Genomic DNA, 25,877 nt, shown 5'->3' on the forward strand with positions numbered 1-25,877 from the left:
CGATGGACGGTGCGGCTCCGCTCTTTCGTATGGAAGGCATATCCAAGCGCTATGGCGGCGTACGTGCGCTGGAGAAGGCCGAGCTTGTCGTCGAAGCCGGCAGCATCCACGCCATTCTCGGTGAAAACGGCGCCGGCAAATCGACGCTGATCAAGGTCATGGCAGGTGTCGTGGCGCCCGATGAGGGCCGCATGACGCTGGACGGGCGCGAGGCGACCTTCGCTTCTCCGGGGGCCGCCAACAAGGCCGGCATCGTTTGCATCTTCCAGGAACTGTCGCTGGTCCCCGAACTCAGCGTGGCCGACAACATCGTCATTTCCGATCCTCCCAAACGCTTCGGCATGATCGACCGCAAGGCGCAGCGCCGCATCGCCGAAGAAGCACTTGCTCGCGCCGGCGCCGCCGACATCCACCCGCTGGCGCTGGTCAAGGACCTGCCATTGTCGCGCCGACAGATGGTCGAGATCGCCAAAGCATTGGCACGCAAGCCGCGCATCCTCATCCTCGACGAAGCCACCTCGGCGCTGACCGCCGCGGATGTCTCGAAGATCTTCGCGGTGCTGAAGCGGCTGCGCTCGGAAGGGCTGGCGCTGCTCTACATCTCGCACCGCATGAACGAGATCGCCGAACTGGCGGATCAGTGCACGGTGTTCCGCAACGGCCGCAATGTCGCCAGCTATGCAGCCGGCTCGAAGAGCGACAATGAGGTGGTCGAACTGATGATCGGCCGCGAATACAGCCATATCTTTCCGCCCAAGCCGGCGGCCGTGCCTGCCACCGCGGCCCCCAGGCTCGAGGCCCGCAAGCTCTCATGGGCCGACCGGCTGCACGATATCTCGCTGACCGTCAGGGCAGGTGAGGTGGTCGGCCTTGGCGGCCTCGACGGCCAGGGCCAGCGCGAATTGCTGCTCGCCTTCTTCGGCGTGCTGCGGGGCCTCAGCGGCCAGATCCTGATCGACGGCAAGTCTGTCTCGATCACCAGTCCATCCGTTGCGCGCGACGACGGCATCGGCATGGCGCTCATTCCCGAGGACCGCAAGACCGAAGGGCTGATGCTGCCGATGACGGTGCGCGAGAACCTGTCGTTCGCGGCGCTCGACCGGCTGTCGAAAGCCGGCATCATCGATCGCGCCGCCGAGCAGCGGCTGATCGACGACATGGTCGGCCTCTTGGCGATCAAGACGGCGGGCCTCGACATTCCGGTCGGCGCGCTTTCGGGCGGCAACCAGCAGAAAGTGGTCATCGCCAAATGGCTGATGCGCCAGCCGCGCATCATCCTGCTCAACGATCCGACGCGTGGCATCGACGTCGGCACCAAGCAGGAGTTGTACCAGCTGATGCGCAAACTGGCCGACGCGGGTGCGGCGATCCTGTTCTACTCGACCGACTATGACGAACTGATCGGCTGCTGCGATCGCGTGCTGGTGCTCTATGACGGGGCGGTCAAGCGCGAGTTGGTCGGTGCCGAGATCACCGAGCGGGCGCTGATATCAAGCGCGCTCAACATCCATGGCGAGGAGAGCCCAGTGGGCCTGGGAGCTAGCGCGTGAAAGATTGGCGCTACTGGCTGGCCGAGCAGCGCGGAACGCTGCTGGCGTTCGGCATCTTCATCGTCATGTTCGTCATCTACACCTCGAACCATCCGGCGGGCTTCACCGCCAATGTCGTGCAGACGGCGTCGAACAAGGGCGTGCTGCTCGCCTTTGTCGCCATGGCGCAGACGCTGGTGGTGATCACCGCGGGCATCGACCTGTCCGTCGGCATGATCTTCCTTTTGACCAACTGCCTGGCCTCCTGGCTGGTGGTCGGCACGCCGATGCAGACGACGCTCGGCGTCATCGCCGTATTGGCGGTAGGGCTGCTGTGCGGTGCGATCAACGGCGCCATCGTCATCTATGGCCGATTGCAGCCGATCGTCGCCACCATTGCCACGGGGGCCGTCTATTACGGCATCGGCCTTTTGCTGCGGCCATTCCCGGGCGGCTCGGTCAATGAGGATCTGGCCGATGCGCTGACCGGCCGTGTGTTTGGCGTGGTGCCGGCGAGCCTGGTCGTCCTGCTGGCCGTCGTGCTGGTGATCTGGGTGCCGTTCAGCCGCTCGGTGCTCGGCCGCGCCGCCTACGCGGCAGGCTCATCGGAGACGGCGGCCTACATGTCGGGTGTGCCGATCCGGCGCGGCAAGTTCGCCGCCTACACGCTGGCCGGCCTGCTGGCGGCGATCGGCGGACTGTTCCTGACCTTCTTCACCTATACGGGTGAAGCGGCCTATGCCAGCGGCAACTCCTACACGCTGTTTTCGATCGCCGCCGTGGTGCTCGGCGGCGTTTCGCTGTTCGGCGGCAAGGGCAGCGCCATCGGCGCCATCTTCGGCGCACTGGCCTTCCGCACCATCGGCGACCTGTTGTTCGTCTTCGATTTCGATCCGCTCTGGCAGCCGCTGTTCCAGGGCGTTATCCTGCTGGTCGCCGTCAGCCTCGGCGCCTTCGCCCTGTTTCGGGTCCGCAACCGGCTGGAGTGGTTCCTGTGAGCGAAACGACGCTTGGCGGTATTGCCGGCCGCATGCCCAGATTCATCCGCCGTGCCGATCCGGCCGTGCTGACGGCCTTTGCCTGCATCGTTCTCTTGCTGTTCCTGGGCAGCCTCTATTCCAGAAGCTTCCTGTCGCCTGAATATCTTCTGCAGCAGCTCAAGGTGGCTTCATTCCTCGGCGTCATCGCCACCGGGATGATGCTGGTCATCCTGCTCGGTCAGATCGACCTGTCGGTGCCGTGGGCGGTGGCGGCGGGCGCCATGATGGCCTGCGCTGCGGCGGCGTACGGCCCGGTCGGCGTGGCGCTGGCCATTCCGTTCGGTATTTTCTGCGGCATGCTGATCGGCGTCGTCAACGGCATCGGCGTCGCCTATCTGCGCATCCCCTCGATGATCATCACATTGGCCACCAACGCCGTCGCGCAAGGGCTGATGGTGGTCTACACCGGCGGCTTCTCGCCGCAGGATTCGGCGACGGGCGCGATGCGCTACCTGGCGACCGGCTTCGCCATTCCGGGCGTGCCCAACGCGGTCATCATCTGGGCGCTGATCGGAGCCGCGATGGTGTTCGTGCTGACCCGTACCAGCTTCGGCCGCACCGTCTACGGCATCGGCAACCGCGAGCGCGCCGCCTATCTCTCCGGCATCGATACGCGGCGCGTGGTGATGATCGCCTTCGCCGTCTCCGGCGGGCTCTCGGCTTTCGGCGGCGTGCTTCTGGCGGGCTATGCCTCCAAGGCGGCGCAGTCGATGGGCGACGCTTATCTGCTGCCGTCGATCGCCGCGGTGGTGCTTGGCGGCACCTCTATCCTGGGCGGACGCGGCTCTTATCTCGGCACTGTCGCCGGTGTCATCCTCATCACGCTGCTGCAGTCCATCCTCTCCGTCATGCAGATGCCGGAGGCGGGGCGGCAGATCATCTACGGTGTCGTCATTGTCGCCATGCTGTTGCTCTACGGCCGCGCGCCGGCAAGCCGCTGACAGTGGACGAAAAGGCAGCACAGGCGCCAGCGGGCGCTCCCGGCTCGGTGCCTCCGGCCATCGTGGTGATGGGCGTCGCCGGCTGCGGCAAGTCGGCCGTCGGTATTGCGCTGGCGGCCGCGCTGGGCGTTACCTTCATCGAGGGCGACAGGCTGCACCCGCCGGAAAACGTCGCACGCATGGCAAGCGGCGAACCGCTTACCGATCAACTGCGCGAAGGCTGGCTCAACGCTATCGGCGAGCGCATCGCGGAGTCGGTGGGCAGCGGACAGGGCGTGGTTGCCGCCTGCTCGGCACTGAAGCGCAGCTACCGCGAACGGTTGAGCGGCTTCTGCCCGGAAATCGTCTTCCTCTATCTGGAGATCGACCCTGCCACGGCCAGGCAGCGTGTCGGTAACCGCAAGGGCCATTTCATGCCGGCAAGCCTGGTCGACAGCCAGTTCGCCATCCTCGAGCCGCCGGCAGTGGAGGAGCGGGCCTTGTCGTTCGATGCGACGCGCCCGGTCGGTGAGCTCGTCGCTGCCGCGGTCCGCCTGATACCCCGGTCATGAACTTTCATCGTCAGTGCCGATGCCGGTGCTGTCCTGGGCCTCGGTCAGCCGCTGCCGGCGGGATCACGTCAGCATCTGCTCGGGGTAGAGCCTCAGCGCCTCCAGCAGGCGGTCACGCTTGAGCAGGATGTAGTGCGCCTGCACGGCCATGTTCTTGGCGTCATCCCTGGCGGTGTCCGTTGCCGGGGTGACAGACGCCTCCGGCGCCAGCGCGGGGCTGAGCACGGCCCGGTACTCATGTCCGCGCTTGAGCCGGCGCCCGCGACGCCGGACCGCCGATCGGCAGACACAACTTCAGAAATGTCGATTTCGAGGGTCGGACGAAGATATTCGTGTCGCTATTCCATATATGGCGTCAGCACATCTTCGATCCATTTCATGAATGCGCGGACTCGGCGCGACAGATTGCTCCGATGCGCAACGACGAGGGACACGGCGAGCGCCCGGCGACGAAAATCGGGTATGATCTCGACAAGCGCTCCACTCTCCAAGTATCGGCCAATGCCCAAGAGTGGCGCCTGAATCACACCAAGGCCGGCGAGGGCGGCGGCTTCGTAGGTCTGCGCGCTGTTGACGTGTAGCGCACCTGGCAACTGAAGCGTCGCGTAGCTGTCGCCGTCCGGATATTCCCATCCATAGGGTCTCGCGCCCAGCACCGTCGAAAAGTGGATTGTCCTATGTTCCTGACGCTGGAGATCTTCCAGCGACCGAGGGACGCCATGGCGCGCCAGATAGGCGGGGCTGGCAGCGTTGGCCATGCGCAACAGGCCCAGTGGGCGGGCAATCAGCGTCTCGTCCCGAATGGGTCCAAGCCGCAATACACAATCGAACCCCTCTTGAACCAGATCGACTTGCCGATCCGTACTCGACACCTCCAGCTCCAACTCGGGGTGCGCCGCCATGAAATCCGGCAAGGCAGGCACGATCGTTGTGCGCGCCACTTCGGTTGGAAGGTCGACCCGCAAACGCCCGCGAAGTGCCACGCGATCGCCTGCGAACATCGAGTGCAGATCATCGACTTCAGCAAGCAGATCGCGGGCACGGGCATGAAATGCGCGTCCGTCTTCCGTCAACCGCACGCTGCGCGTCGTCCGGTGCAGGAGCCTGACACCGAGATCTTCTTCCAGCTTCCGGACCGCCGTTGAGGCTCTCCCCTTTTGGATGCCCAGGCTGTCGGCTGCGCGGGTGAAGCTCCCCATTTCCGCTACCGTTATGAAAATGAGGATGGGTTCGAGATTTTGCATTTTCGTGCTCCGGTATTGTTTCCCGAAAAGAGAACAGTCGGTTCATTTCCTCGGTGTTTATCACGTCTTGGGGGCACAGTAAGCTTAGAACATGGGATCTTCCCAATGGAGAATGACAAGTGTCGGAAACCGTGAACCTGCATCAGACACCTGAAACTATGACCTTGCATCGCGCCCTGTGGGCCGGCCGGATAATGAGCGCGTTTGTCGTTATCGCTTTGATGGCAGACGGCACTGTTCAGCTTTTCGCGCCGGCACGGATCGCGAGCATGTTGCAGGAAACCGGGTTCGCGATGGACCTGACCCGTGTCGTGGGTCCGATCATACTCGCCTGCGCCATCCTCTACGCCATCCCGGTCACCGCCGTCCTCGGCGCAATCCTGGTGACTGGCTTTTTGGGAGGTGCCATCTGCGCCCATCTCCGCATCGGTGAGTTGGGGTCGCCGCCGGAAATCATTTCCCTGCTTCTGGGCGCGATGACCTGGGGCGGCCTCTATCTGCGCGATCCCCGTATCCGGGCCATTCTGCCGCTCATCCATTGAACCAACAGGGGCAGCTCTGTCCCTAAACATCAGGAGAAAACACATGTTCTTAGTAATGGGAATCACGGGAAACGTGGGCGGCGCGACGGCAAGGCATTTGCTAGCGCAAGGCAAGAAGGTGCGCGCGCTGGTCCGCGACCGCGAGAAGGCGTTGAGCTGGGCGAACCGGGGCGTGGAGCTCGTTGACGGCGATTGGAACGATTCGGCAGCCATCGAACGAGCGCTCGAAGGCGTCGAAGGCGCGTTCGTCATGCTGCCCCCTGTCTGGGCGCCTTCACCCGATTACAAGGAAGCAAAGGGCGTGATTGCAAGCTATGTCGAGGCGCTCACCAAGGCAGCGCCGCCGCGAGTGGTTGCGCTTTCGTCTATTGGCGCGAACAGAACCAGCGGGCACGGGGTGATCGCGGCTCTGTCCCTTCTGGAGCAAGGTTTTCGCGACCTGACATCGCCAGTTGCTTTTGTGCGCGCAGGCGGATTCTTCGAGAATTTTCTTTTCGGGTTGCAGGTCGCGCAGGGCGGAACGCTGCCGGCTTTCTACAATCCGACAAACCGGAAATCGACAATGGTCGCGACGAACGACATCGGCGCGGAATTCGCAACGCTTTTGACCGGGCCAATGTGGTCAGGGCAGCGCATCGTCGAGCTTGGTTCGATGGTCAGCGCGGACGACGTCGCCGAGCAATTGGGCGAAGTCCTGAATCTCAACGTGAAAGCCTTTGCAATCCCGCGTGCAGGGTGGGCGGAAGCGCTCGAGCAATTCGGCATCCCGAAGGGCCACAGCGGACCTGCCGAAGAAATGTACGAGGCCGTGAATGCGGGCTGGATGGACCTCGGTGTGGCGGGCACGGAGCACGTGGCGGGTACGACGTCCGCACGCGATGTATTCGAGGCTGCGTCCAATTTGAACGGATAGGCCAAACTGTATGGGGTTCTCCTGTGATTTCGAGTCTTCGCAACCCGGGATTTGGAGAACTCCCTCTTCAATGGAAGAATCTCATGTCTGTCTGAGCGCGGTCAGCTTGCAGTGGGTGGTTTATATCTGCGACGTCAGCTCAACCGGGAAATCGTCATTGTCGGCGTCGCGCATGGCGGCAAGGCTGCGATTGTCCAGCACTTCGGCGATCGCCTGCCGCACCTCCAGCATCATGTGGCGGACCTGGCAGGTCGCCTCGTCGCAATCCTCGCAGCGTTGATACTGCGTGCGGCTGGCGCAAGGGATTGGCGCCAGCGGCCCGTCAAGCACGCGCACGACATGGCCGATCTTGATTTCGGAGGCCAACCGGGCAAGGCGGTAGCCGCCTTCCTTGCCCTTGCGGCTCTGGACGAAGCCGGCATTGCGCAACTCGCCCAGGATGGCATCGAGGAATTTCTTCGGGATATTGTTGGCCACAGCGATGTCATTGACGAAGGCCAATTGGCCGGCCGGCAGGCCAGACAGATGCACGAGGGCCTTGAGGCCGTATTTGCCTTTTTTTGTCAGCATGCCCAGATCAACCCATAAAAGCCCCAACCACTCGCATCTGGCGACTGTTTGTGTGCAAATAATGACGTCTTCGCCCTGCGATGATGTTTCGCAAACAGCCACCAAATTGCACGCTAGGCATAAACGCGTTGATTCTTTGTAACGTTTTGCACTGAACGCGGATATTTCGCTGATAACCAGGTTTTCGGCGTTCAAAAACGAAAAAAGCCGGCAGGGCGCCGGCTTTTCCGTCTGCTCCGCAGATATCGCTGCCTTCAGCGGCTGCCGTAGGTCTGGTCGAGCAGGCCGCCGGCGGCGAAATGCTCTTTCTGCACTTTGTCCCAGCCGCCGAAAACGTCTTCCACCGTCAGCAGCCGGATATCGGGGAAATCGGCCTTGTATTTTGCCGCCACAGCGGCGTCGCGGGCTCTGAGGCCGTTGCGGGCGGCGATGTCCTGGCCCTCCGGCGTGTAGAGGAAGTCGAGATAGGTCTTGGCCAGATCGCGAGTGCCGTGCTCGTCGGCAACCTTGTCGACGATCGCGACCGGGAATTCGGCCAGCAAGCTGACCGTCGGCGTGACCTGCTCGAACTTGCCGTCGCCATACTCCTTGCGGATGCCGCGCGTCTCCGACTCGAAGGTGATCAGCACATCACCGATCTCGCGCTGCACGAAGGTGGTGGTCGCGGCGCGGCCGCCGGTGTCGAAGATCGGCACGTTGTTGAACAGCTTGGTGATGAACTCCTTCACCTTGGCGTCGTCGCCCTTGAAGGCCTCCTTGGCGTAGGCGGTGGCCGCCAGGTAGGTGTAGCGCGCATTGCCGGAGGTTTTCGGATTGGGGAAGATCACCTGCACGTCGTCGCGCACGAGATCGTTCCAGTCCTTGATATGCTTGGGGTTGCCAGCGCGTACCAGGAATGAAGGCAGCGAATAGAAGGGCGAGGCGTTGTCGGGAAAATCCTTCTGCCAGTCGGCCGACACGAGGTCCTTCTTGACCAGGAAGTCGACGTCGGTGACCTGGTTGAAGGTAACGACATCGGCGCCAAGGCCCTCGGCGATGGCACGCGCCTGCGCCGAAGTGCCGGCATGCGACTGGTCGACGGGTGACACCCGGATGCTGCGCGATGAAGGCCTTGTTGACCTGCACGAACAATTCGCGGCCGACATCATAGGATGCGTTGAGCAGTTTGTCGGCCGACCAGGCTTGGGCGGATGCAAGGAACAGGCCGGCGACGGTGGCAAGCCCGAGGAAAAATCGCTTCATGAAAACAGGCTCCGATGCAATGTGATTGTGGTCGGACCATAGCCGGGGTGCGTGGTGTGCGACGAGGCATGGGTCCGAGGATCAATGCATCGCTTCTAGAAAACCTATCCCCGGAATAGAAGGTTCGTAGTTTTTTCTTTCAAGTGCGACTTCGCCTCGGTGGACGCCGATCGTTCCAATTCGTTTGACTGATCCGAAAAAAGATACACATTGTGTATGCAGGTGTGCTACCGGAGCGACAAGGAGCGCTGCCATGACAAAGACCACACCCGAGACCCACGCCAAGCCTGTCAATCTGCGCATCCGAGAGGATGTGCGCATATTGATCGACCGTGCTGCGAAAATACGCGGGAAGACCCGTTCCGACTTTATGATCGATGCTGCATATCGTGCGGCCGAGGACACGCTGCTCGACCAGGCACTGATCAAGGTGGATCCCGAGAGCTATCGGCACTATCTCGACATCCTCGATGAGACGCCAAGCGGTGAAGGTTTTGCACGCCTTATGAACGTGCCCAGGCCGTGGCAGGGATGATACTATCGGCGCCCGCGCCTCTGGCCGAAAACCACGATCTCGACCTTTTTCAAAGGGGGACGGAAAGTCTCGACCAATGGCTTCGCCTGAGGGCGCGAGCCAACCAGGTCAGCGGCGCGTCGCGTACCTATGTGGTGGCGGAAGACGCGCGCGTTGTCGGTTATTACTGCCTCTCTTCGGGCGGGCTTGATCTCGCGCAGGCACCCGGCGCCATTCGTCGCAACATGCCTGATCCCATTCCGATGGTCGTGCTCGGGCGTCTTGCCGTCGACGCGGGCTGGCAAGGCAAGGGGCTGGGTGCCGCGCTGCTGCAAGACGCCGTTTTACGGGCAGGTCGCGCCGCGACGATCCTCGGGATTCGCGGGATATTTGTTCATGCCATATCGGATGAGGCGAAAGCCTTTTACGAACACTACGGTTTTGCGGCTTCGCCGAAAAACCCAATGACCTTGGTGCTGTCGCTGAAAGGCGTGACGAAAGGATAGTCGTGTCGCTCGAAGCATGAATTAAGCCGACCGCCATCAGACCGAAACGTTCCGGGGTGCGATGGCAGGCGATGTCTCCTGTGCCGAGTTTTCCCGGGCCTTGCACCGTGGCGCTGTTTGGCATATACAAGTGGCATATACAAAAGAGCTGCAACATGCCCCAGAACCGTCATTCAACAACGCCGCCCAAGGAGGCGAAGCTGTTTCGCAACAACCGCAGCCAGGCGGTGCGCATTCCTGTCGAGTTTGAGCTTCCCGGCGAAAAAGTCCTGATCAGCCGGGAAGGCGATCGTCTTGTCATCGAGCCGGTTCGCAAACCTGGCCTCACCGCGTTGCTCGCCCAGTGGGCGAAAGAGCCGCCGCTCGATCCTGAAGACGACTTCCCCGAGATCGACGACACGCCAGTCAAATCCGAGGACATTTTCTAGATGCGGTTCATGCTGGATACGAACATCATCAGCGACATGATCCGAAACCCGGCTGGCAAGGCCGCGAGGGCAATGTCGCGCGAGGGAGATGACGCGGTTTGCACCAGCATCATGGTCGCCTCGGAATTGCGATATGGCTGCGCCAGGAAGGGATCGGCCAAGCTGCTCAAGAAGGTTGAAGACTTGCTGGCCGAGATTCCTGTCTTGCCGCTCGATGTGCCGGTGGATGCCGAGTATGGCGGACTTCGCGCCGAGCTTGAAGCGGCAGGCCAGACCATTGGCCACAACGATCTTTTTATTGCCGCTCATGCCTGTGCATTGGGCGCCACGTTGGTGACCGCCAACACGGGCGAGTTCAACCGGATCAAAGGCCTGAAGGTCGAGAACTGGCTGGCGTAGCCCTCGACCAGAGGATCAAGCCGCCGGAAAAAGCTTCCAGCGTCCGGGGCGGAACGCCACCCGGCTTTTCTGCGCCGCGGGGTGATCGACCGGCAATTCGATTTCGACCCGCTGGCGCTCGCCGCCGATCTCGAGTTCCACCCGGCGCGTGCCGGCGACGCGGCGGCTGGCGGCGACCGTGCCGGCGATGCAGCCGCTGCAGCCGTCCAGCAATTCGACATCGTGCGGGCGGAAGTAGAGCGTCGCATCGCCCGAGGGCTCGTTGGGCGCGGCAAGCCCGATCGGACGGTCGGCGAGCCAGATCTCGCCATTCTCGACCTTGACGGGAAGCGAGCTTGATTCACCGATGAAGCCGTAGACGAAGGGCGAGTTCGGCGTGTCGTAGATATCGTCGGCGGTGCCGACCTGCTCGATGCGGCCCTGGCTCATCACCACGACGCGGTCGGCAAGCTCCAGCGCCTCTTCCTGGTCGTGGGTGACGAAGACGGTGGTGTGGCCGGTGGCGTCATGGATTTCGCGCAGCCAGCGGCGCAATTCCCGGCGCACCTGCGCGTCAAGCGCGCCGAACGGCTCGTCGAGCAGCAGCACCTTGGGCTCGATCGCCATGGCGCGCGCCAGCGCCACGCGCTGCCTCTGGCCGCCGGAGAGCTGCGCCGGATAGCGCTTTTCGAGCCCTGAAAGCTGGACGAGGTCCAGAAGCTCGGAGGCGCGACGGCGGATCTCCTGCGCTGGCGGGCGCGACGGTCCGTGCCGGACCTTCAGGCCGAAGCCGATATTGTCGGCCACCGTCATGTGCCGGAACAGCGCATAGTGCTGGAAGACAAAGCCGACATTGCGGTCCTGGATCGACTTGTGCGAGGCGTCCTCGTCGCCGAAGAAGATATTTCCACGCGTCGGCCGCTCCAGCCCGGCGATGAGCCTGAGCAGCGTCGTCTTGCCGGAGCCGGACGGCCCGAGCAACGCGATCAGTTCGCCCGACTTGATGTCGAGCGACACGTCGTGAAGAGCCGGAAACCGGTCAAATTCCTTGCGTACGTTGGCAACGCGAACTTCCATGCAAATCCCTCTGTCAGTGTCCGCGCGTCGCGGCGATCTCGGCGCCGTAGCGCATCTCGAGAAGTGTTTTCAAGACCAGCGTGACGAGCGCCAGGCCCGCAAGCAATGAAGCGACGGCGAAGGCACCGACGGCGTTGTACTCGTTGTAGAGGATTTCGACATGCAGGGGCATGGTGTTGGTCAGGCCGCGTATGTGACCCGACACCACCGATACCGCGCCGAACTCGCCCATGGCACGCGCATTGCACAGGAGCACGCCGTAGAGCAGCCCCCATTTGACGTTGGGCAAGGTCACGTACCAGAAGGTCTGCCAGCCATTGGCGCCGAGCGAAAGCGCTGCCTCCTCGTCGCCATTGCCTTGTTCCTGCATCAGCGGGATCAACTCGCGGGCGACGAAGGGGAAGGTGACGAAGATTGTGGCCAGCACGATGCCCGGCACGGCAAACAGGATGACGATGCCATGCGCTTTCAGCCAGGTGCCGAGCAGCCCCTGGGCGCCGAACAGAAGCACATAAACGAGGCCCGATATGACCGGCGAGACCGAGAAGGGGAGGTCGATCAGCGTGGTCAGGAAGGCCTTGCCCTTGAACTCGAACTTGGCGATCGCCCAGGCGGCGGAGATGCCGAAGACGATGTTGAGCGGCACCGAGATCGCCGCCACCAGCAGCGTCAGCCGGATCGCCGAGCGCGTGTCGGCACTGCCGAGCGCTTCGGTGTAGGCACCGATGCCCTTGGCGAAGGCTTCGTTGAAGACGATGATCAGCGGCAAGAGCAGGAAAATGCCGAGGAAGGCGAAGGCGACGGCCATCAGAGCCAGGCGCGCAGGGCGGCTTTCCGTGACCGCCGCCGACTGGCTTTCATGGTGCGGTTCGTAGGATTTGATCTCCGGGTCAGCCATAGCGCTTGCGGCTCCATGACTGTGCGAGGTTGACGACCAAAAGCATGATGAACGACAGAGCGAGCATGATCGCCGCGATCGCGGTTGCCGCCGGATAATTGTATTCCTCCAACCGAATGACGATCAGCAGCGGTGCGATTTCTGATTTGTAGGGCAAGTTGCCGGCGATGAAGATGACCGAGCCATATTCGCCGACGCCACGCGCGAAGGCGAGCGCGAAGCCGGTGACGATGGCCGGCGCCAAGCCCGGAAACAGGATGCGGGTGATGATCTGGAAGCGATTGGCGCCAAGCGTGGCGGCGGCTTCCTCCACTTCCTTGTCGATCTCCTCCATGATCGGCTGCACGGTGCGCACGACGAAGGGCAGGCCGATGAAGATCAGCGCGATGACGATACCGAGCGGCGTATAGGCTACCTTGATGCCGAGCGGCATCAGCAATTTGCCGATCCAGCCGTTCGGCGCGTAGAGCGTGGTCAGCGCGATGCCGGCCACAGCCGTCGGCAGGGCGAAGGGCAGGTCGACCATGGCATCGACGATGCGGCGGCCGGGGAAGCGGTAGCGCACCAGCACCCATGCGACCAGCGTGCCGAAGACGACGTTGACCGCAGCCGCGACGAAGGCGGTGCCGAAGCTGATTCTCAGCGCATTGATGGTGCGGCGATCGGTGGCGATCGCCCAGAATTCAGGCCAGCCAAGGGCGGCCGAGCGCCAGAGCAGCCCGGATAGCGGGATGAGGATGATGAGGGTGAGGTAGGCAAGCGAGAAGCCGAGCGTCAATCCGAAACCCGGAATGACGCTCGGCTGCCTGAATCGCCACCCCGCCTGGGCGGGTGCTGTGGTCATGTCGTCCTGAATATCGACTGCTTACTGGGGCTTGTAGATCTGGTCGAATATACCACCATCGCCGAAATGATAAGGCTGTGCTTTTTTCCAGCCACCAAACTGTGGATCGTCGATGGTTACGAGCTTGATCGGCGGCAGCTTGGCGAGGTCCTCGGCCGGCACCAGATCGGGCTTGGCAGGACGATAATGGTTCTTGGCGATGATCGTCTGTGCTTCTTTGGAATAGAGCCAGCTCAGATAGGCTTCGGCGACCTTGCGCGTGCCCTTGGCATCGACATTGGCGTCGACCACCGCCACCGGCGGTTCTGCCAGGATGGAGGTCGGTGGGTAGACGATGTCGAAATTGTCGGCACCGAACTCGTCGAGCGCCAGATAGGCTTCGTTTTCCCAGGCGATAAGCACATCGCCAAGACCCTTTTGCGCGAAGGTCACGGTCGAGCCGCGCGCGCCGGTGTCGAGCACCGGGGCATTGGCGTAGAGCTTGCCGACGAACTCCTTGGTCTTGGCCTCGTCGCCGCCGTCATTGGCGTTAGCGTAGGCCCAGGCGGCGAGATAGTTCCAGCGCGCGCCGCCGGAGGTTTTAGGATTAGGCGTAATCACCTGGACACCGTCCTTGACGAGGTCGCTCCAGTCGTGAATGCCCTTGGGATTGCCCTTGCGGACGAGGAAGATGATGGTCGAGGTGTAAGGCGCTGAATTGTTCTCGAATTTGGTGCGCCAGTCCGGATTGATCTTCTTCGCCTTCGAGACGATGGCATTGATGTCGCCTTCAAGTGCCAGCGTCACCACATCGGCGTCGAGGCCATCGATCACGGCGCGGGCCTGGGCGCCCGATCCGCCATGCGACTGCTGGACGGTGACCGTCTCTCCGGTCTCGGCCTTCCAATGCGCGACGAAAGCTTCGTCATAGGCCTTGTAGAGTTCGCGTGTCGGATCGTAGGACACGTTGAGAATGGTGGTATCGGCAAACGCGAAACCGAGCGTGCCGAACTGGACAGATGTGGCGACCAGTGCGCCGAGCAGTTTCCTGAAATGAGGTTTGGTCATTTCTGCCTCCGTTGAACCCGCGCCAAATCTACCGAATTGGTAGAAATTAGATGCATTCAATGTTGCCTTTTTTGCCCCTCTTGAGAAAATGTTCGACGCCATTTCGCCGTTAGGAGAAATATTTTCCTCTTGCGGCCAAAGGAAGAATCCATGGCCCGGCCACTCAGCCTATCTAGCAAGGGGCGGTGCCGAGGCAAGGTGTGGAATTTGGTCCGGTGCATCAATCGGCGGTGATGGGAAAGTCGAAACGCTGTCTGGCGAACGGTTCGCTTTTCAGCGTGAAGTGCCACCATTCCCTTGCATAGTTCTTGAAACCGCCAGCGCGCATGGCGTCGACAAGTATCTTGCGGTTTGCCGCCGCTTCACTGGCAAGGCCGCGGTGGGCGGTTTCGCTCATCGGATCAAAGCAGTCGAAGCCGGTGCCGAAATCGAGCGTGTCGGCATCAATGGCGCCGCAGGCCGGGTTCGGGCTGGACCTGCGGTCCGTCCGGGCGACAGCGACGTCGACGGTCGAGCCACGTGAATGGGTCGAGAGTTCTCCGACATAGCCCTTGGCGATCAGCTCGTTGCGCCTGACCTTCGGATACCATTGCGGATCGGGCGGCCCACCTTCGTGCGTCCATTCATTCATGTCGGCGACGGCGCGAGCAGGGCGGTAGCAATCGAACACCACCAGGGTCAGGCTTCTGGCCGCTATCGCTTTCTGGACGGCGGAGAGTGCCTTTGCCGCCTGCTCGGTGAGGATGCAGGCCGGGGCGTCATAGCCGTTCATCTCGCGGTGCAGAAAATTATCCGATCCGGCGTAGCGGATGTCCTGGCGGATCGAGGGATCGACATCGGCGAGCCGGACAAAGCCGGCGGGCAGGGCGTCGGCCAAAGCGGGGAGTGTGGTTGCCGCGATAAGGATTGTTGCTGCCAGTGCTGAGGCTGCCGACAATCGAGGATGGTGCGAGGCACCCCCCTCTGGCCTGCCGGCCATCTCCCCCGCAAGGGGGGAGATCAGACTTCCTTTCCGCTTTCGCCAATTGTCAAAGACAAGGCGCAACGGCAAGGCTGCCAATCTCCCCCCTTGCGGGGGAGATGCCCGGCAGGGCAGAGGGGGGTGCCTCGGAACAGGCATGGGTGAGTATCCTGCTATGTGCCAAGCGTCCGGAAAGCCAATTCCATGAATCTCTTGGCGCGATCTATTCGACAAACACCTTCACACTCGCCGCACGCCCCGCGGCGTCGATGACGGTCAGCGTCGAATAGCCGGCGCCGTCGGGCTGCCAGGTCGCGGTGCGGCGACGATCGATGCCTACCAGCGGCTTGCCGTTGGCGAGCCAGCGGAACGGCGCACGGCCGCCTTGCAGCTTCAGCACCAGTGGCGAGGCGTCGGCCGAATTGGTGCCGAGATCGACACGGGCGCCGTCGGGCGGGAAGATGATGGTCGGTGCGGGTTCGCTCACCGTCGCCTGCACCAGGCCGTCCGACCCGGCGCCAAAGCGGGCGAGCGTCACCGGCAGGTCCTCGCGCCTGGGGCTGAACAGACCGGGCGGCTTGCTTGGCAACGGCACGGTGGCCAGACCCGAGCGGACAAAACCCTCGAAGAGGATGGGGGCGGCCGAGACATAGCCGGAAAGGCCCGGCACCGCGCCGGCGTCGGGGCGGCCGACCCAGACACCGAGCACATAGCGGCCGTCGAAGCCGACCGACCACGCGTCGCGATAGCCGTAGGAGGTGCCGGTCTTGTAGGCGATGCCGCGCTGCAAGGCACCCTCGGGCGGCTTGACGCCCGACAATATGTCGATGATCTGCCAGTTGGACTGACCGTCGAGGATGGTGGCGCTGGTGCGCTCGGCATTGGCAGGCTCGGTGCCATCATGCAGCGTGTGCGTCTTGCCGCCATTGGCGAGCCCTGTGTAGAGCTGGACGAGGTCGCGCAATGTCACCCCGACGCCGCCAAGACCGATGGCCAGACCCGGGGCTTCGTTGACCGGCAGTATGGGGCTGACGCCGGCCTGGCGGAAGCGCGCCATCAGCCGCGTTGGCCCGACCGCGTCGAGCACGCGGATCGCCGGCACGTTGAGCGACAGTTGCAGCGCTTGCCGGATGCTGACATCGCCCTGATAGCCCATGTCGAAATTCTTCGGTCGGTAGCCGGAGAAATCGACGGGGCTGTCGTCGATCAGCGTCTCCTGCGCCACCAGGCCCTGTTCGAAGGCAAGACCGTAAATGAACGGCTTCAGCGTCGAGCCGGGCGAGCGGACGATCTTTGTCATGTCGATCCAGCCGGAGCGGCTGGCGTCGAAGAAATTGGCCGAGCCGACTTCGCCGAGGATGTCGCCGGTGCGGGAGTCGGCCAGCACCATGGCGACCGACAGGCGGGGCCCAAGCTTGGTGGCCGCGTCCCTGGCCACCTGCTCCAGACCTTCCTGGACGCTCTTGCGGATCGTCAGTTGCAAGGGCTGACCGGGGACGGCCTTGGGCAGGATCGCATAGGCGGCGTGCGCGGCGAGCGCCGGCAGCGTGCGGCGCAGGCCCGAGACATCGTCGAGGGCGGCGCGCGCGGCCTCGCGCTCACCGAGCAGGCCGGAGGACACCATGCGGGTCAGCACCCGGTCGCGGGCGGCGTGGCCGATCTTCAAATTGCGGTCAGGCCGGCGCTTTTCCGGCAGTTGCGGCAGGGCGACGAGCAGGGCGGATTCGGAAACGGTGAGCCGTTTCGGCTCCTTGCCGAAATAGGCGAGGGAGGCGGCGCGCACGCCTTCCAGATTGCCGCCATAAGGCGCCAGCGTCAGGTAGCGCTCGAGAATCTCGCGTTTCGACAATCGCCGCTCGATCTGGATGGCGCGCAGCATCTGCTTGACCTTGGAGCCGAGGCTGCGGCTTTCGCGCGGCTCGATCAGCCGGGCAAGCTGCATCGAAAGCGTCGAGCCGCCGGAGACGATGTGGCCGCTGGTGGCGAACTGGCCGGCGGCGCGGGCCAGCGCCAGCACGTCGACACCTTCATGGTCCCAGAAACGCTTGTCTTCGTAGGTCACCAGCATGTCGACGAACTGCTTGTCGACCTGGTCGAGGCGGGTTTCGAGCCGCCAGTAGCCGTCCGGCGTGGCGAAGGCGCGCAACAATTCGCCGTCGCGATCCTGGACTTCGGTGGAGACCGTGAGTTCGGCTGGAAGCGGGGGTGGGAAAGCACGGTCGAGTTGCCATAGGCTGCCTGCGGAGATCGCCGCGAAGCCAGCGAGGGAGACGCCCGTAATGGCTGCCCGGCGCAGGAATTTTTTGGAGAGCATAGCGCTGCCCCTCATCCGCCTGCCGGCACCTTCTCCCCGTATAGTGACGGGGAGAAGGGAGCTGTCGCTAGCGCAATCGCCATTTTCATGATCGTCACCATCAGCGCCTTACGGCGCCTTGATCTCCATCATGCCGGTGGCGGTGCGGGCCGAATATTGCGGCCGATACATGTCCTCCACCGTTGCCGCCGGATGCGCGTAGGTACCCGGTGTCACCGCGCGCACGACATAGGCGAGGGTCAGATTGTGGTCGTGGTCGCCATCGGCGGGGTTGAACGCCGCGACGAAACGGTCGTCGCGGAATTCGAGATGGGCCGCATCGGTCTGCGCCAGCCACGAGAAGTTCGTCAACTGGGCGCTGGACACCAGGCCCGGATTGTCGATCTCGAAGCCGGCCGGCAACAGGTCGGTGACCAGCAGGCGCGACGGCCATGTGTTCTGCTCGTTGACCTTGAGCACGACGACATAGCGTTCGTTCTGCGTCGCCTCGGTGACATTGGCCTCGGTGCCATCGAGCTTGTAGTAGGTGCGGCTGATGGTGAAGCCGTCGCCGCCGGCCGGCAAGGGCTGGACCGGCGACGCCACGGTGGTGACGACGGCCTGCAGCGGGGTCTTGCCGGTGTTGGCGATGGTCAGCGGGCTGTCGACCAGGTCAGAGCCTTCGACCTGGTTGGAGTAGCCGCCGGAATGCGCGGCGCCATTGACAGTCAGCGTGATCGTATCATTGCCTTCCTTCAGCGCGCGGGCTGCCAGCAGCATCCAGGATTCGTCCTGGGTGCTGGTCCAGCGGGCTTCGGCGCGTTCCCTGGTCACCAGCTTGATCAGCTCCGGCACGATTGTCGGCACCGGCTTGGATTCCGCCGCCAGAGCCAGCATCGCCGCGCCATCACGCAGCCGCGAGCCGTAGTCGGAGCGGTAGTAGTCGTAGTCGGTGGTGGACTTTGCCAACTGCAAGGCGGTCTTGAAGGTGGCTTCGGCGCGCGGTGTATCGCCGTAGAGCGCCAGGCTTGCCGCCAGCTGGGCAACGGCCATCGGGCTTGAGAAAGCCTCGAGCTGGGTATCCGCATAGTAGCGCAGGTCGCCGATCGAGGCCTTCTTGTTGCGGGCCAAAACGTAGAGGGCGTAGGCGATCTCGCTGCCACGGTCCTGGACGCTCTGGTCATAGCCGAGCGAGTTCTGCAGATTGCTCAGCGCCTGGTTCATGGCCAGGCTCGGCACATCGTATTTCTGCTCGCGCGCCCTGGTCAGGAAGTCCGTGACATAGGCATCGAGCCACGGATCGCCGGAGCCCGGGCCCCACAGGCCGAAGCTGCCGCCCGAGGCCTGATAGCTCAGAACCTTGTAGATGGCGTCCTGGATGCGGCCATGGATATCGGGATCGCTGGCCATGCCGATGCCGGATGCCAACTCATTGACGTAGAGAAGCGGCATGGCGCGGCTGGTGGTCTGCTCGGCGCAACCATAGGGGTAGCGGTCGAGCGTCATCAGCAGCGACGGCACGTCGAAGGCGGCGGCCTGCGAAACGCCGACGCTGACGGAAGCACCATTGAGCAGGCTTGCCGCCAACAGTTCCTTGTCGACGCGCAGCGCTCCACCATCACCTTTGAGGTCGACCACCAGCCGGGTGGTCACCGGTAATTGCGCCGGGCGCACCGGCACATAGAGCGTCTGCTCCACCTTGGTGCCGTCGGCATGGGCAAGCTTGATGGTGAGCGAGGCATTGCCGGCCGTCTGAGCGATCAGCGGGACGGTCAACGTCTGGCGCTTGCCCTGGGCGAGCGTCAGCTTCTGGGGCAGGGGCTTGTCGCCGGTCGAGAGGTCGCCCGTCGTTTCGATCGAGAACGCGTAGTCGCCGGCCGGACCATCGGTGTCGGCGACATCGAGGCGCATGACGGCCGCGTCACCAGGCGCCAGGAAGCGCGGCAGGCCGGCGGTGATCACGATGGGATCGCGCACGATGACGTCGGATTGAGCATGGCCGACCGCGTCCTCGGTCCAGGCGACGGCCATGATGCGCACGGTGCCGTTGAACTGCGGGATGTCGAAGTCGATCCGCGCCTTGCCGTCGGCATCGAGCTCGACAATACCGGAGAAGAAGGCGACCAGCTTTTCGGTCGGCGGGCTGCCTTGCGCCTGCATATTGGCGCCGTCGCCGCCGGTCCTGAGCTTGCCGGTGTTGCCAAGCGAGCCGTCGATCAGGCGACCGTAGATGTCGCGGATTTCCATGCCCAGCATGCGCTGGCCGAAGAACCAGTTCTCCGGGTCCGGTACCTTGTAGTTGGTCAGGTTGAGGATGCCGACATCGACGGCGGCAACCATGACATAGGCATTGCTGCCCGGCTGCACGCCGGCGACCGAAACCGGGATCGACAGCTGCTGGCGCGGCATGGTCTTGTCCGGTGGCGTCAAGGTGACGGCGAGCTTCTTCGAGCCCGGATCGACCTTCAGCCATTTCACGCCGATGGCGCGCGCCGGCATGCGCGTTTCCTGGGCATCGCCCGGTCGGAACAGGGTTGCGGTGACATAGGCGCCGGCGCCCCAGTCGTCGCCGACCGGAATGTCGACGGTGCTGCCGCCGGCCGGCACTGACGCCGTGACGGTCTTCAACAGTTTGTCGGAACCGATGTTGATGAGAAGTTCGCCGGCAAAGTGCGGGGAGACCTTGAGCTTGGCCACTTCGCCGGCGGCATAATTGTCCTTGTCGAGTGCGATTTCGAGACCGTCAGGCGTTTCGGTGGTGGTCGAGGAGACATACCAGCCGGCATCGAACTCGTAGCTGGTTGCCGGTCCCTCGGGATCCGATGTCTCGACCTCAAGTCGATACTGGCCCCAGTCGACCGGCACGGAGACGGTTGCGTCGCCGTCGGCGCTGAGGTCGACCTGGCCGTTGGCGATCGACTTGGTGAAGGTGACCGGCTCGTAGTTCCAGGAATTGTTGGAGCGGTACCACTGGTAATTGCGCTCGACCTTGACCAGCGTCCACTGCGCGCCTTTCAGCGCCTCGCGCTTGCCGTCGGGATCGACGGCGATCAGGCTGAACTTGGCGGTGCCGCCCTGCGGCACTTCATTGTCGGCGAAATCCGGGCGGATGCCGATCATATGGCCTTGCGGGCGGATACCAATGTTGAGCGAACGCTCGATGGCGCGGCCGCCGGTTTCGCGCATCCTGACCGTCACCTTGGCGTCGACCAGCTTGGTGGTCGAGGGCAGCTGCTCGACGGAGACCGGGAAGGTCACCTTGCCGTCGTCGCCAACCACGGGCAGATCGGCGAGGGGGGTGACCGTGGGTTCGGCCGACTGCTCGTCGGCGAGACCGAAGGAAAAGCCCTGGAAGCGGTCCCAGTCGCGCGACGTCGACAGCGTCAATTCGCCTTCCAGCGCCAGGCCCGCCGCCGGCGCGCCATAGAGGAAGCGGCCGTCAATGTCGATGTTGGCGGTTTCTCCCTGCGCGATCTCCTGCTTGTCGGCCTTCATGTCGAATTCGATGCGATCCGGTACGAAATCCTCGACCAGGAACATCTGGCTGGCCACCGCCGGCTGCTTGGGATCGGTGTAGATCGACACCGACCAGGTGCCGCGCATGGCGTTGGGTGCGAGCGGCAGGTCGACGGCATGGCCGCCGGCGGAGGCGCCGTCGCTGACGATGCGGCGATCCTCGACGCCGTCGGGGCGCGAGAAGATGAAGGTCAACGGCAGGTTTTCGACCGCTTTGGCGGCGCCGTCGCGGGCAAGGGCCGCGACATGGACATCCTCGCCGGCGCGGTAGATACCGCGTTCGGTCCAGGCATAGACGTCGAGGGCGCCTGGCGCCGCGCGCCCGGTGACGCCGCGGTCGGACAGGTCGAAGCCGGCCCGGCCCATGTCGAGGAAGACGAAGTCATTGTCGCCCTGCTTGGCCATCAGAACGGCCGGCACCATGCCGCCGTCGCCGCGCGTCAGGCCGGGGTTGAAGACGGCATGGCCGTCGGCATCCGATGTCGCCGTGCCCAGAACCTCATTGTTCCTGGCAACCAGCGTCAGTTCGGCGCCTGCGATCGGCTTGGCGCTGCCCAGCGAACGGGCAAAGACGTTGAGCCCGTCCTGGCCGGTATAGGTCGACAGGCCGATGTCGGAGACGACGAACCATTGCGTGGCCATCGAATTGTAGTCGTCGCTCTTGTCATTGACGGCCTGCGCGGTCAGCACATAGACGCCGGGCTTGCGCTGCGGCAGCGCCTCGTCGACCGGGAAGGAGGTGGTGACCTCCTTGTTGAGATCATTGGCGATGTCGAGCTGGCCTTGCCAGACCGGCGCGCCCATCTGCTCGGAAATGTTGGAGATGTCATAGCCGTCGAGCTGGTGCAGGAACTGGTAGCCCGACAGAAGCTGGGCCAACGAACGGTCGCCGATGCGGTAGAGCTTCATTTCGGCGGCGTTCATGTTGACGGTGACGACCGGGATGCCACGGCGCGCGCCGGCCGGCAGCACGAAGCTGTCACCGGTGAAGCGGGCGGACGGTGCGCGGTCCTGCACATAGATCGACAGCACCACGGGTGCCGCGGTCACTTCGCCGATGGCCGCCGGCAGGCCGGCGCGGAAGGTGACGTCGTAGTGCTGGCCATGCTCCAGTCCTTCGACGCAGATTTGCTTGTCCTTGGCTTCGACGCCCTTGGGTGGCGCGTTGTCGACGGTGACGAATTGCGCGTAGTCGACGCCGGTCTTGACCAGATCCTCGGAGAATTGCGCGCAGATGCGCGGCGCGCTGGTGTCGGCGTCGACGGTATGGTCGATGACGCGAAAACCCTTGCGGGCCTTGAGATCGGCATAGTCGGCCTGGACCGCCGGCGAAGGGTTCAGGGCAAGGCTGGCCTCATAGGCCTGCAGCGCCGGCCGGTAGAGATCGCGCTTGTCGAGCCCGTTGCCGAGCAGCGCCAGCACTTCGGCGCGCGTCTTGGTGGTGCGCAGCAATTTATAGGCATTGAAAGCGGCCGACGTGCCGTTCGCCGGCAAAGTGGATGCTTCGGAGGTGCTTGCGGCGGGCTGAACGGCCAGCGTTTCACGCGCCAGGTTGAGCCAGAGCTGGCCATCATCGGGCAGCACCGAGACCGCGGCCTCGTATTTCAGCATGGCGGAGCGGTGATCGCCGGTCAGCACGGCCTGTTCGGCGGCGTTAAGCAAGGCAGCCATGCCTTCTGTCGGTCTGTCATAGGCCGGGCCGAGCAGCTTGTTGCGGTATTGCTGGGCCTGATCGGACATCCAGTTGGGGAAGAAGGCGAGTTCCGGCGGCGCGCCGATATCAGGATCGCCATCGATGTTGACGACCTTGCCTGCGACCGCGCCGTTGAAGGTTTTCAGCTGGTTGTAGTCGGATTTGAGGAAGCACCATTTGGCTTTTTTGTTGTAGGTGAAGGCGCGGCAGGCCGGGTCTCCCAGGCACGTCGTCTTGCACTGGTCGATTGTCACATTCTGGTCGGACCTGAGATCAAAGCCGAAATAGTCGGAATTGTCCGTTGTCGCTATTCGCCGGGCCTCGGCCGCTTGCGCGGCGCTGCTCCAGGCCAGGACATTGGCCCAGGCGAAAAACAGAAGAATCAGGATAGACAGACCACGAGCCGCGCGCATTGCCATAACACCCCTCCAGACACAGCTGACGTCCGGGCATGATCAAGCTTCAGTCAGGCTTGTCAACACAAGGACGCGGCAGGGTTCCGCCTGCCAGCGGTTTCCTTTCCGGCCGATGACCGGTAGTACCTCCATAGGACAGGGGATCACGCATTCTTGCGGCGACGCAAAAGGTGTGAATTCCAAGCCTGCCCTATTTCAGACAATTGGATTGTGGCCCCTTTACGAGCGCTTCAGAACTTCATTCCAATTTTAGTTTTGTAATCTAGGTTGTCTTAATGCCGGCGCATGAAGAGCAGATGTCAGGAGGTCGCGCGCCAGGGCGTGCGCTTCCGCGCGCCCTGCTGCTGGCCATGATGTGCTCGACCGTGCTCGTCGCCGAATCGCGCCCGGCGGCCGCTTTCGAGCTTTTCGGCATCAAGCTGTGGGGATCGTCCAGCGACGAGGATGCCGATATCGTCGATCCCCTGCGCTACGCCGTGACCATCAATGCCCCCGACGCCGACAAGGATCTGGTCAAGAAGCTCGAAAATGCCTCGGCGCTGAAGAGTGACGAGGAGCGTCCGGTTTCAGGCTCGCTCGGGCTGATGGCCAAGGCGCGCAGCGACCGCGAACAGCTTGTCGCCGCGCTTTATGCCGATGCCCGTTACGAAGGCGTCGTCACCGTCACCATCGACGGCAAGCCGCTCGACGATTTGCCGCCGGATGCCGAATTCAAGGGCCCCCAGCCGATTCCGGTGGTTGTCGATGTCGCCAGCGGGCCGAAATTCACCTTGGGCAATATCAGGCTGCAAGGCGACGCGGCAGGACTGATGAGCGCCGATTATGGCCTGATATCAGGCGGCGACGCCGGATCCGGCGCGGTGCTCAAGGCCGAGGCGCTGATCGTGCGGACGCTGAAGGAGCAAGGCAGACCGCTGGCCAAGGTGACGGACCGTCAGATCGTCGCCGACCATGCGACCTCGACGCTCGACGTGACGCTGACGGTCGCCGCCGGACCGGTCGCCGGCTACGGCCCGACCACGGTGGAAGGCACCGAAAAGGTCGATCGCGACTTCACCGAATACATGACCGGCCTCAAGCGCGGCCGGCAATACTCGCCGCAAGAAATCGACGACGCGCGCGACCGGCTGCTGGCGCTCGAGGTCTTCAACAGCGTGACGTTCAAGGAAGCCGACACGCTCGATGCCGACCGCAACATTCCGATCGGCGTCCAGGTCAGCGAGCGCAAGCCACGCTATTTCGGCGTCGGCGGCACCTTCTCCAACACCGAGGGGCTGGGCCTGGAAGGTTATTGGGGCCACCGCAATTTGTTCGGCCGGGCCGAGAAGCTGCGCATCGACGGCAAGATCAGCGGCATCGGCAGCAACGATCTCGGCGAGCTCAACTACAATGCCGGCATCATGTTCGAAAAGCCGGGCGTGATCGGGCCGGCATCGAAGTTCTTCGCCGGCGTCAAGACGGTGCTCGAACATCCTGACGCCTACGACCATTTCTCGGTCAAGGGCAGCACCGGCCTGTCCTACGAACTGACGAAGAAGCAGACGGTTTCGGCGGAAGTGGCGCTCGACTATTCCCGCATCCACGATGCTTTCGGCAAGCACAAATACCTGATCGCCAGCATTCCGCTGCAATATGTCTACGACAACCGGGACAACCGGCTGAACCCGACAAGCGGCTTCCGGGTGCTGGCCTATGCCGAGCCCAGCTACGACATTTTGAGCGGTGCGGCGTTCCTGAAACTGAGGGGCGAAGGGTCGGCCTATCAGTCGCTGGATTCGGCTTCGAAGTTCGTGCTGGCCGAACGTGTCGCCATTGGTTCGATCGTCGGCACCAGCCTTGAAAATGTGCCGGCCGACCGGCGCTTCTATTCCGGCGGCGGCGGTTCGGTGCGCGGCTATGCCTATCAGGGCATCGGCCCCAAGGACTTCACCGGCCAGCCGATCGGCGGTCTGTCCTTCTTCGAAACCTCGGTCGAGATGCGCATCGCCATCACCGACACGATCGGCATCGTCCCGTTCGTCGACGCCGGCACCGTATCGACCAAATCGGCTCCCGATTTCTCCGATGTCAAGGTCGGCGCCGGCGTCGGCCTGCGCTATGTCACGCCGTTCGGGCCACTGCGCATCGATGCCGCCGTGCCGCTCAACCGCGATCCGGGTGACCCGCATTTCGGCATCTATGCCGGCATCGGACAGGCATTCTGAGCGATGAAAACAGTCTGGCGCATCCTCCGCATTGTTCTCTACACGCTGCTGATCGTGGTTGCGGGAGCGATCGGCGCGCTGGTGGTGCTGACCAAGACCGAGCGCGGCCGCGACAATCTCGCCGGCATCATTTCGCGGCTGGCCTCGAACGACGACCGCAAGATCACGGTCAGCGGCATAGACGGCATCTGGTCCGGGGCGCTCAGCGTCGATCATGTCGTGCTGGAGGATCGCGAGGGCGCCTGGCTGGTGGCGCGCAAGGTGGCCGTCGACTGGTCGCCGCTGGCGCTGCTGTCGAAAAGCTTCAGCGCCGACCGTATCGCTGCCGAGCGCATCGAACTGGCCCGCCTGCCGGTGGCCGGCACGCAACAGCCGGCGCCGAGCGGCACGACGACGCTGCCGGTTTCCATCGACATCAAGCAGATCGATCTGCCCGAGATCGCGCTTGGCCAGCAACTGGCCGGCAGCGGCATCGCCGAGCTTGCGGCCAAGGGATCGGTCAAGGCCGATGCCGCGCCACTGGCGGTCGA

Annotated in this window: 22 protein-coding genes and 1 pseudogene; 12 read left to right on the forward strand and 11 right to left on the reverse strand. The window is 63.4% G+C overall.

Annotation, left to right across the window (positions count from 1 at the left end; translation table 11 throughout):
- The first annotated feature begins 2 nt into the window (after positions 1-2).
- From EOA13_RS20715 to EOA13_RS20730, 4 genes are read left to right on the forward strand one after another with little or no spacing between them, the layout of a single operon-like run.
- The gene (locus EOA13_RS20715; protein ID WP_023813235.1) at positions 3-1,550 is read left to right on the forward strand and encodes a sugar ABC transporter ATP-binding protein; all 1,548 of its coding nucleotides are present in this window, start codon (positions 3-5) and stop codon (positions 1,548-1,550) included.
- Complete coding sequence (locus EOA13_RS20720) at positions 1,547-2,527, forward strand: ABC transporter permease (RefSeq protein ID WP_127295462.1); 981 nt, start codon at positions 1,547-1,549, stop codon at positions 2,525-2,527. Before EOA13_RS20715 ends, EOA13_RS20720 begins: the two co-directional genes overlap by 4 nt.
- A complete protein-coding gene (locus EOA13_RS20725) occupies positions 2,524-3,510 on the forward strand; it encodes an ABC transporter permease (protein WP_127295464.1) in 987 nt (328 codons plus the stop codon). Before EOA13_RS20720 ends, EOA13_RS20725 begins: the two co-directional genes overlap by 4 nt.
- Before the next feature lie 2 nt (positions 3,511-3,512).
- Positions 3,513-4,061, forward strand: a complete 549-nt coding sequence (locus EOA13_RS20730; protein WP_127295466.1) for a gluconokinase — start codon at positions 3,513-3,515, stop codon at positions 4,059-4,061.
- A gap of 63 nt (positions 4,062-4,124) precedes the next feature.
- Here EOA13_RS20730 and EOA13_RS20735 read toward each other — a convergent pair whose 3' ends face one another.
- Entirely contained in the window at positions 4,125-4,286 is a 162-nt protein-coding gene (locus EOA13_RS20735) for a hypothetical protein (protein WP_206535302.1), read from the reverse strand.
- 113 nt (positions 4,287-4,399) lie between these two features.
- The gene (locus tag EOA13_RS20740; RefSeq protein ID WP_127295468.1) at positions 4,400-5,305 is read right to left on the reverse strand and encodes a LysR family transcriptional regulator; all 906 of its coding nucleotides are present in this window, start codon (positions 5,303-5,305) and stop codon (positions 4,400-4,402) included.
- A 119-nt stretch (positions 5,306-5,424) separates the two neighbouring features.
- Between EOA13_RS20740 and EOA13_RS20745 the strand changes: the two genes are divergently transcribed.
- Both EOA13_RS20745 and EOA13_RS20750 read left to right on the forward strand, forming a co-directional pair.
- A complete protein-coding gene (locus tag EOA13_RS20745) occupies positions 5,425-5,847 on the forward strand; it encodes a DoxX family protein (RefSeq protein ID WP_127295470.1) in 423 nt (140 codons plus the stop codon).
- A 43-nt stretch (positions 5,848-5,890) separates the two neighbouring features.
- A complete protein-coding gene (locus EOA13_RS20750; RefSeq protein ID WP_127295472.1) occupies positions 5,891-6,760 on the forward strand; it encodes an NmrA family NAD(P)-binding protein in 870 nt (289 codons plus the stop codon).
- Between the two features lie 120 nt (positions 6,761-6,880).
- Here the strand turns inward: EOA13_RS20750 and EOA13_RS20755 are convergent, their stop codons facing one another.
- Together EOA13_RS20755 and EOA13_RS20760 are read right to left on the reverse strand one after the other, a co-directional pair.
- Positions 6,881-7,330 carry an Rrf2 family transcriptional regulator gene (locus EOA13_RS20755; protein ID WP_023813227.1) on the reverse strand — a complete coding sequence of 150 codons (450 nt, stop codon included), beginning with the start codon at positions 7,328-7,330 and terminating at the stop codon, positions 6,881-6,883.
- Positions 7,331-7,584: 254 nt separating this feature from the next.
- Positions 7,585-8,572 (reverse strand): annotated as a pseudogene (locus tag EOA13_RS20760) (sulfate ABC transporter substrate-binding protein).
- Positions 8,573-8,825: 253 nt separating this feature from the next.
- Here EOA13_RS20760 and EOA13_RS20765 point away from each other — a divergent pair.
- The 4 genes from EOA13_RS20765 (at position 8,826) to EOA13_RS20780 (ending at position 10,419) form a co-directional block, all read left to right on the forward strand.
- Positions 8,826-9,107 (forward strand): DUF1778 domain-containing protein, encoded by a 282-nt coding sequence (locus EOA13_RS20765; RefSeq protein ID WP_023813225.1) that lies wholly within the window; start codon positions 8,826-8,828, stop codon positions 9,105-9,107.
- Complete coding sequence (locus EOA13_RS20770; protein ID WP_127295486.1) at positions 9,107-9,592, forward strand: GNAT family N-acetyltransferase; 486 nt, start codon at positions 9,107-9,109, stop codon at positions 9,590-9,592. Before EOA13_RS20765 ends, EOA13_RS20770 begins: the two co-directional genes overlap by 1 nt.
- A 155-nt stretch (positions 9,593-9,747) precedes the next feature.
- Positions 9,748-10,020 (forward strand): AbrB/MazE/SpoVT family DNA-binding domain-containing protein, encoded by a 273-nt coding sequence (locus EOA13_RS20775; protein WP_023813223.1) that lies wholly within the window; start codon positions 9,748-9,750, stop codon positions 10,018-10,020.
- Positions 10,021-10,419, forward strand: a complete 399-nt coding sequence (locus tag EOA13_RS20780) for a type II toxin-antitoxin system VapC family toxin (protein ID WP_127295474.1) — start codon at positions 10,021-10,023, stop codon at positions 10,417-10,419.
- Between the two features lie 15 nt (positions 10,420-10,434).
- On the opposite strand, the gene EOA13_RS20785 is transcribed toward EOA13_RS20780, so the two are convergent.
- The 7 genes from EOA13_RS20785 to EOA13_RS20815 form a co-directional block, all read right to left on the reverse strand.
- Entirely contained in the window at positions 10,435-11,475 is a 1,041-nt protein-coding gene (locus EOA13_RS20785) for a sulfate/molybdate ABC transporter ATP-binding protein (protein ID WP_013530873.1), read from the reverse strand.
- A gap of 13 nt (positions 11,476-11,488) precedes the next feature.
- A complete protein-coding gene (cysW, locus tag EOA13_RS20790) occupies positions 11,489-12,373 on the reverse strand; it encodes a sulfate ABC transporter permease subunit CysW (RefSeq protein ID WP_127270916.1) in 885 nt (294 codons plus the stop codon).
- A complete protein-coding gene (gene cysT / locus EOA13_RS20795; RefSeq protein ID WP_013530875.1) occupies positions 12,366-13,217 on the reverse strand; it encodes a sulfate ABC transporter permease subunit CysT in 852 nt (283 codons plus the stop codon). Before cysT ends, cysW begins: the two co-directional genes overlap by 8 nt.
- 21 nt (positions 13,218-13,238) lie before the next feature.
- Positions 13,239-14,264, reverse strand: coding sequence for a sulfate ABC transporter substrate-binding protein (locus tag EOA13_RS20800; protein WP_127271865.1), 1,026 nt, complete (start codon positions 14,262-14,264; stop codon positions 13,239-13,241).
- A 220-nt stretch (positions 14,265-14,484) separates the two neighbouring features.
- The gene (locus EOA13_RS20805) at positions 14,485-15,201 is read right to left on the reverse strand and encodes a M15 family metallopeptidase (RefSeq protein WP_245490436.1); all 717 of its coding nucleotides are present in this window, start codon (positions 15,199-15,201) and stop codon (positions 14,485-14,487) included.
- Positions 15,202-15,448: 247 nt separating this feature from the next.
- Positions 15,449-17,539: a penicillin-binding protein 1C gene (pbpC, locus tag EOA13_RS20810; protein WP_245490437.1), complete on the reverse strand. Its 2,091-nt coding sequence runs from the start codon at positions 17,537-17,539 to the stop codon at positions 15,449-15,451.
- A 108-nt stretch (positions 17,540-17,647) separates the two neighbouring features.
- Positions 17,648-23,146 (reverse strand): alpha-2-macroglobulin family protein, encoded by a 5,499-nt coding sequence (locus tag EOA13_RS20815; RefSeq protein WP_127295478.1) that lies wholly within the window; start codon positions 23,144-23,146, stop codon positions 17,648-17,650.
- A 272-nt stretch (positions 23,147-23,418) separates the two neighbouring features.
- Between EOA13_RS20815 and EOA13_RS20820 the strand changes: the two genes are divergently transcribed.
- Positions 23,419-25,347 carry an autotransporter assembly complex family protein gene (locus EOA13_RS20820; RefSeq protein WP_127295480.1) on the forward strand — a complete coding sequence of 643 codons (1,929 nt, stop codon included), beginning with the start codon at positions 23,419-23,421 and terminating at the stop codon, positions 25,345-25,347.
- Positions 25,348-25,350: 3 nt separating this feature from the next.
- A partial coding sequence (locus tag EOA13_RS20825; RefSeq protein WP_164780212.1) for a hypothetical protein occupies positions 25,351-25,877 on the forward strand: 527 nt, incomplete at its 3' end.

The organism is Mesorhizobium sp. M7A.F.Ca.US.011.01.1.1 (assembly GCF_003998295.1).
GTDB lineage: Bacteria > Pseudomonadota > Alphaproteobacteria > Rhizobiales > Rhizobiaceae > Mesorhizobium.

What these genes read in the sequence shown, in the direction of transcription:
- EOA13_RS20765 (WP_023813225.1), top strand. Translation starts at nt 8,826, where the DNA reads ATGACAAAGACCACACCCGAGACCCACGCCAAGCCTGTCAATCTGCGC.
- EOA13_RS20815 (WP_127295478.1), bottom strand. Translation starts at nt 23,146, where the DNA reads ATGGCAATGCGCGCGGCTCGTGGTCTGTCTATCCTGATTCTTCTGTTT.
- EOA13_RS20820 (WP_127295480.1), top strand. Translation starts at nt 23,419, where the DNA reads ATGCCGGCGCATGAAGAGCAGATGTCAGGAGGTCGCGCGCCAGGGCGT.
- EOA13_RS20800 (WP_127271865.1), bottom strand. Translation starts at nt 14,264, where the DNA reads ATGACCAAACCTCATTTCAGGAAACTGCTCGGCGCACTGGTCGCCACA.
- EOA13_RS20755 (WP_023813227.1), bottom strand. Translation starts at nt 7,330, where the DNA reads ATGCTGACAAAAAAAGGCAAATACGGCCTCAAGGCCCTCGTGCATCTG.
- EOA13_RS20780 (WP_127295474.1), top strand. Translation starts at nt 10,021, where the DNA reads ATGCGGTTCATGCTGGATACGAACATCATCAGCGACATGATCCGAAAC.
- EOA13_RS20715 (WP_023813235.1), top strand. Translation starts at nt 3, where the DNA reads ATGGACGGTGCGGCTCCGCTCTTTCGTATGGAAGGCATATCCAAGCGC.
- EOA13_RS20750 (WP_127295472.1), top strand. Translation starts at nt 5,891, where the DNA reads ATGTTCTTAGTAATGGGAATCACGGGAAACGTGGGCGGCGCGACGGCA.
- EOA13_RS20775 (WP_023813223.1), top strand. Translation starts at nt 9,748, where the DNA reads ATGCCCCAGAACCGTCATTCAACAACGCCGCCCAAGGAGGCGAAGCTG.
- EOA13_RS20785 (WP_013530873.1), bottom strand. Translation starts at nt 11,475, where the DNA reads ATGGAAGTTCGCGTTGCCAACGTACGCAAGGAATTTGACCGGTTTCCG.
- EOA13_RS20740 (WP_127295468.1), bottom strand. Translation starts at nt 5,305, where the DNA reads ATGCAAAATCTCGAACCCATCCTCATTTTCATAACGGTAGCGGAAATG.
- cysW (WP_127270916.1), bottom strand. Translation starts at nt 12,373, where the DNA reads ATGGCTGACCCGGAGATCAAATCCTACGAACCGCACCATGAAAGCCAG.
- cysT (WP_013530875.1), bottom strand. Translation starts at nt 13,217, where the DNA reads ATGACCACAGCACCCGCCCAGGCGGGGTGGCGATTCAGGCAGCCGAGC.
- pbpC (WP_245490437.1), bottom strand. Translation starts at nt 17,539, where the DNA reads ATGCTCTCCAAAAAATTCCTGCGCCGGGCAGCCATTACGGGCGTCTCC.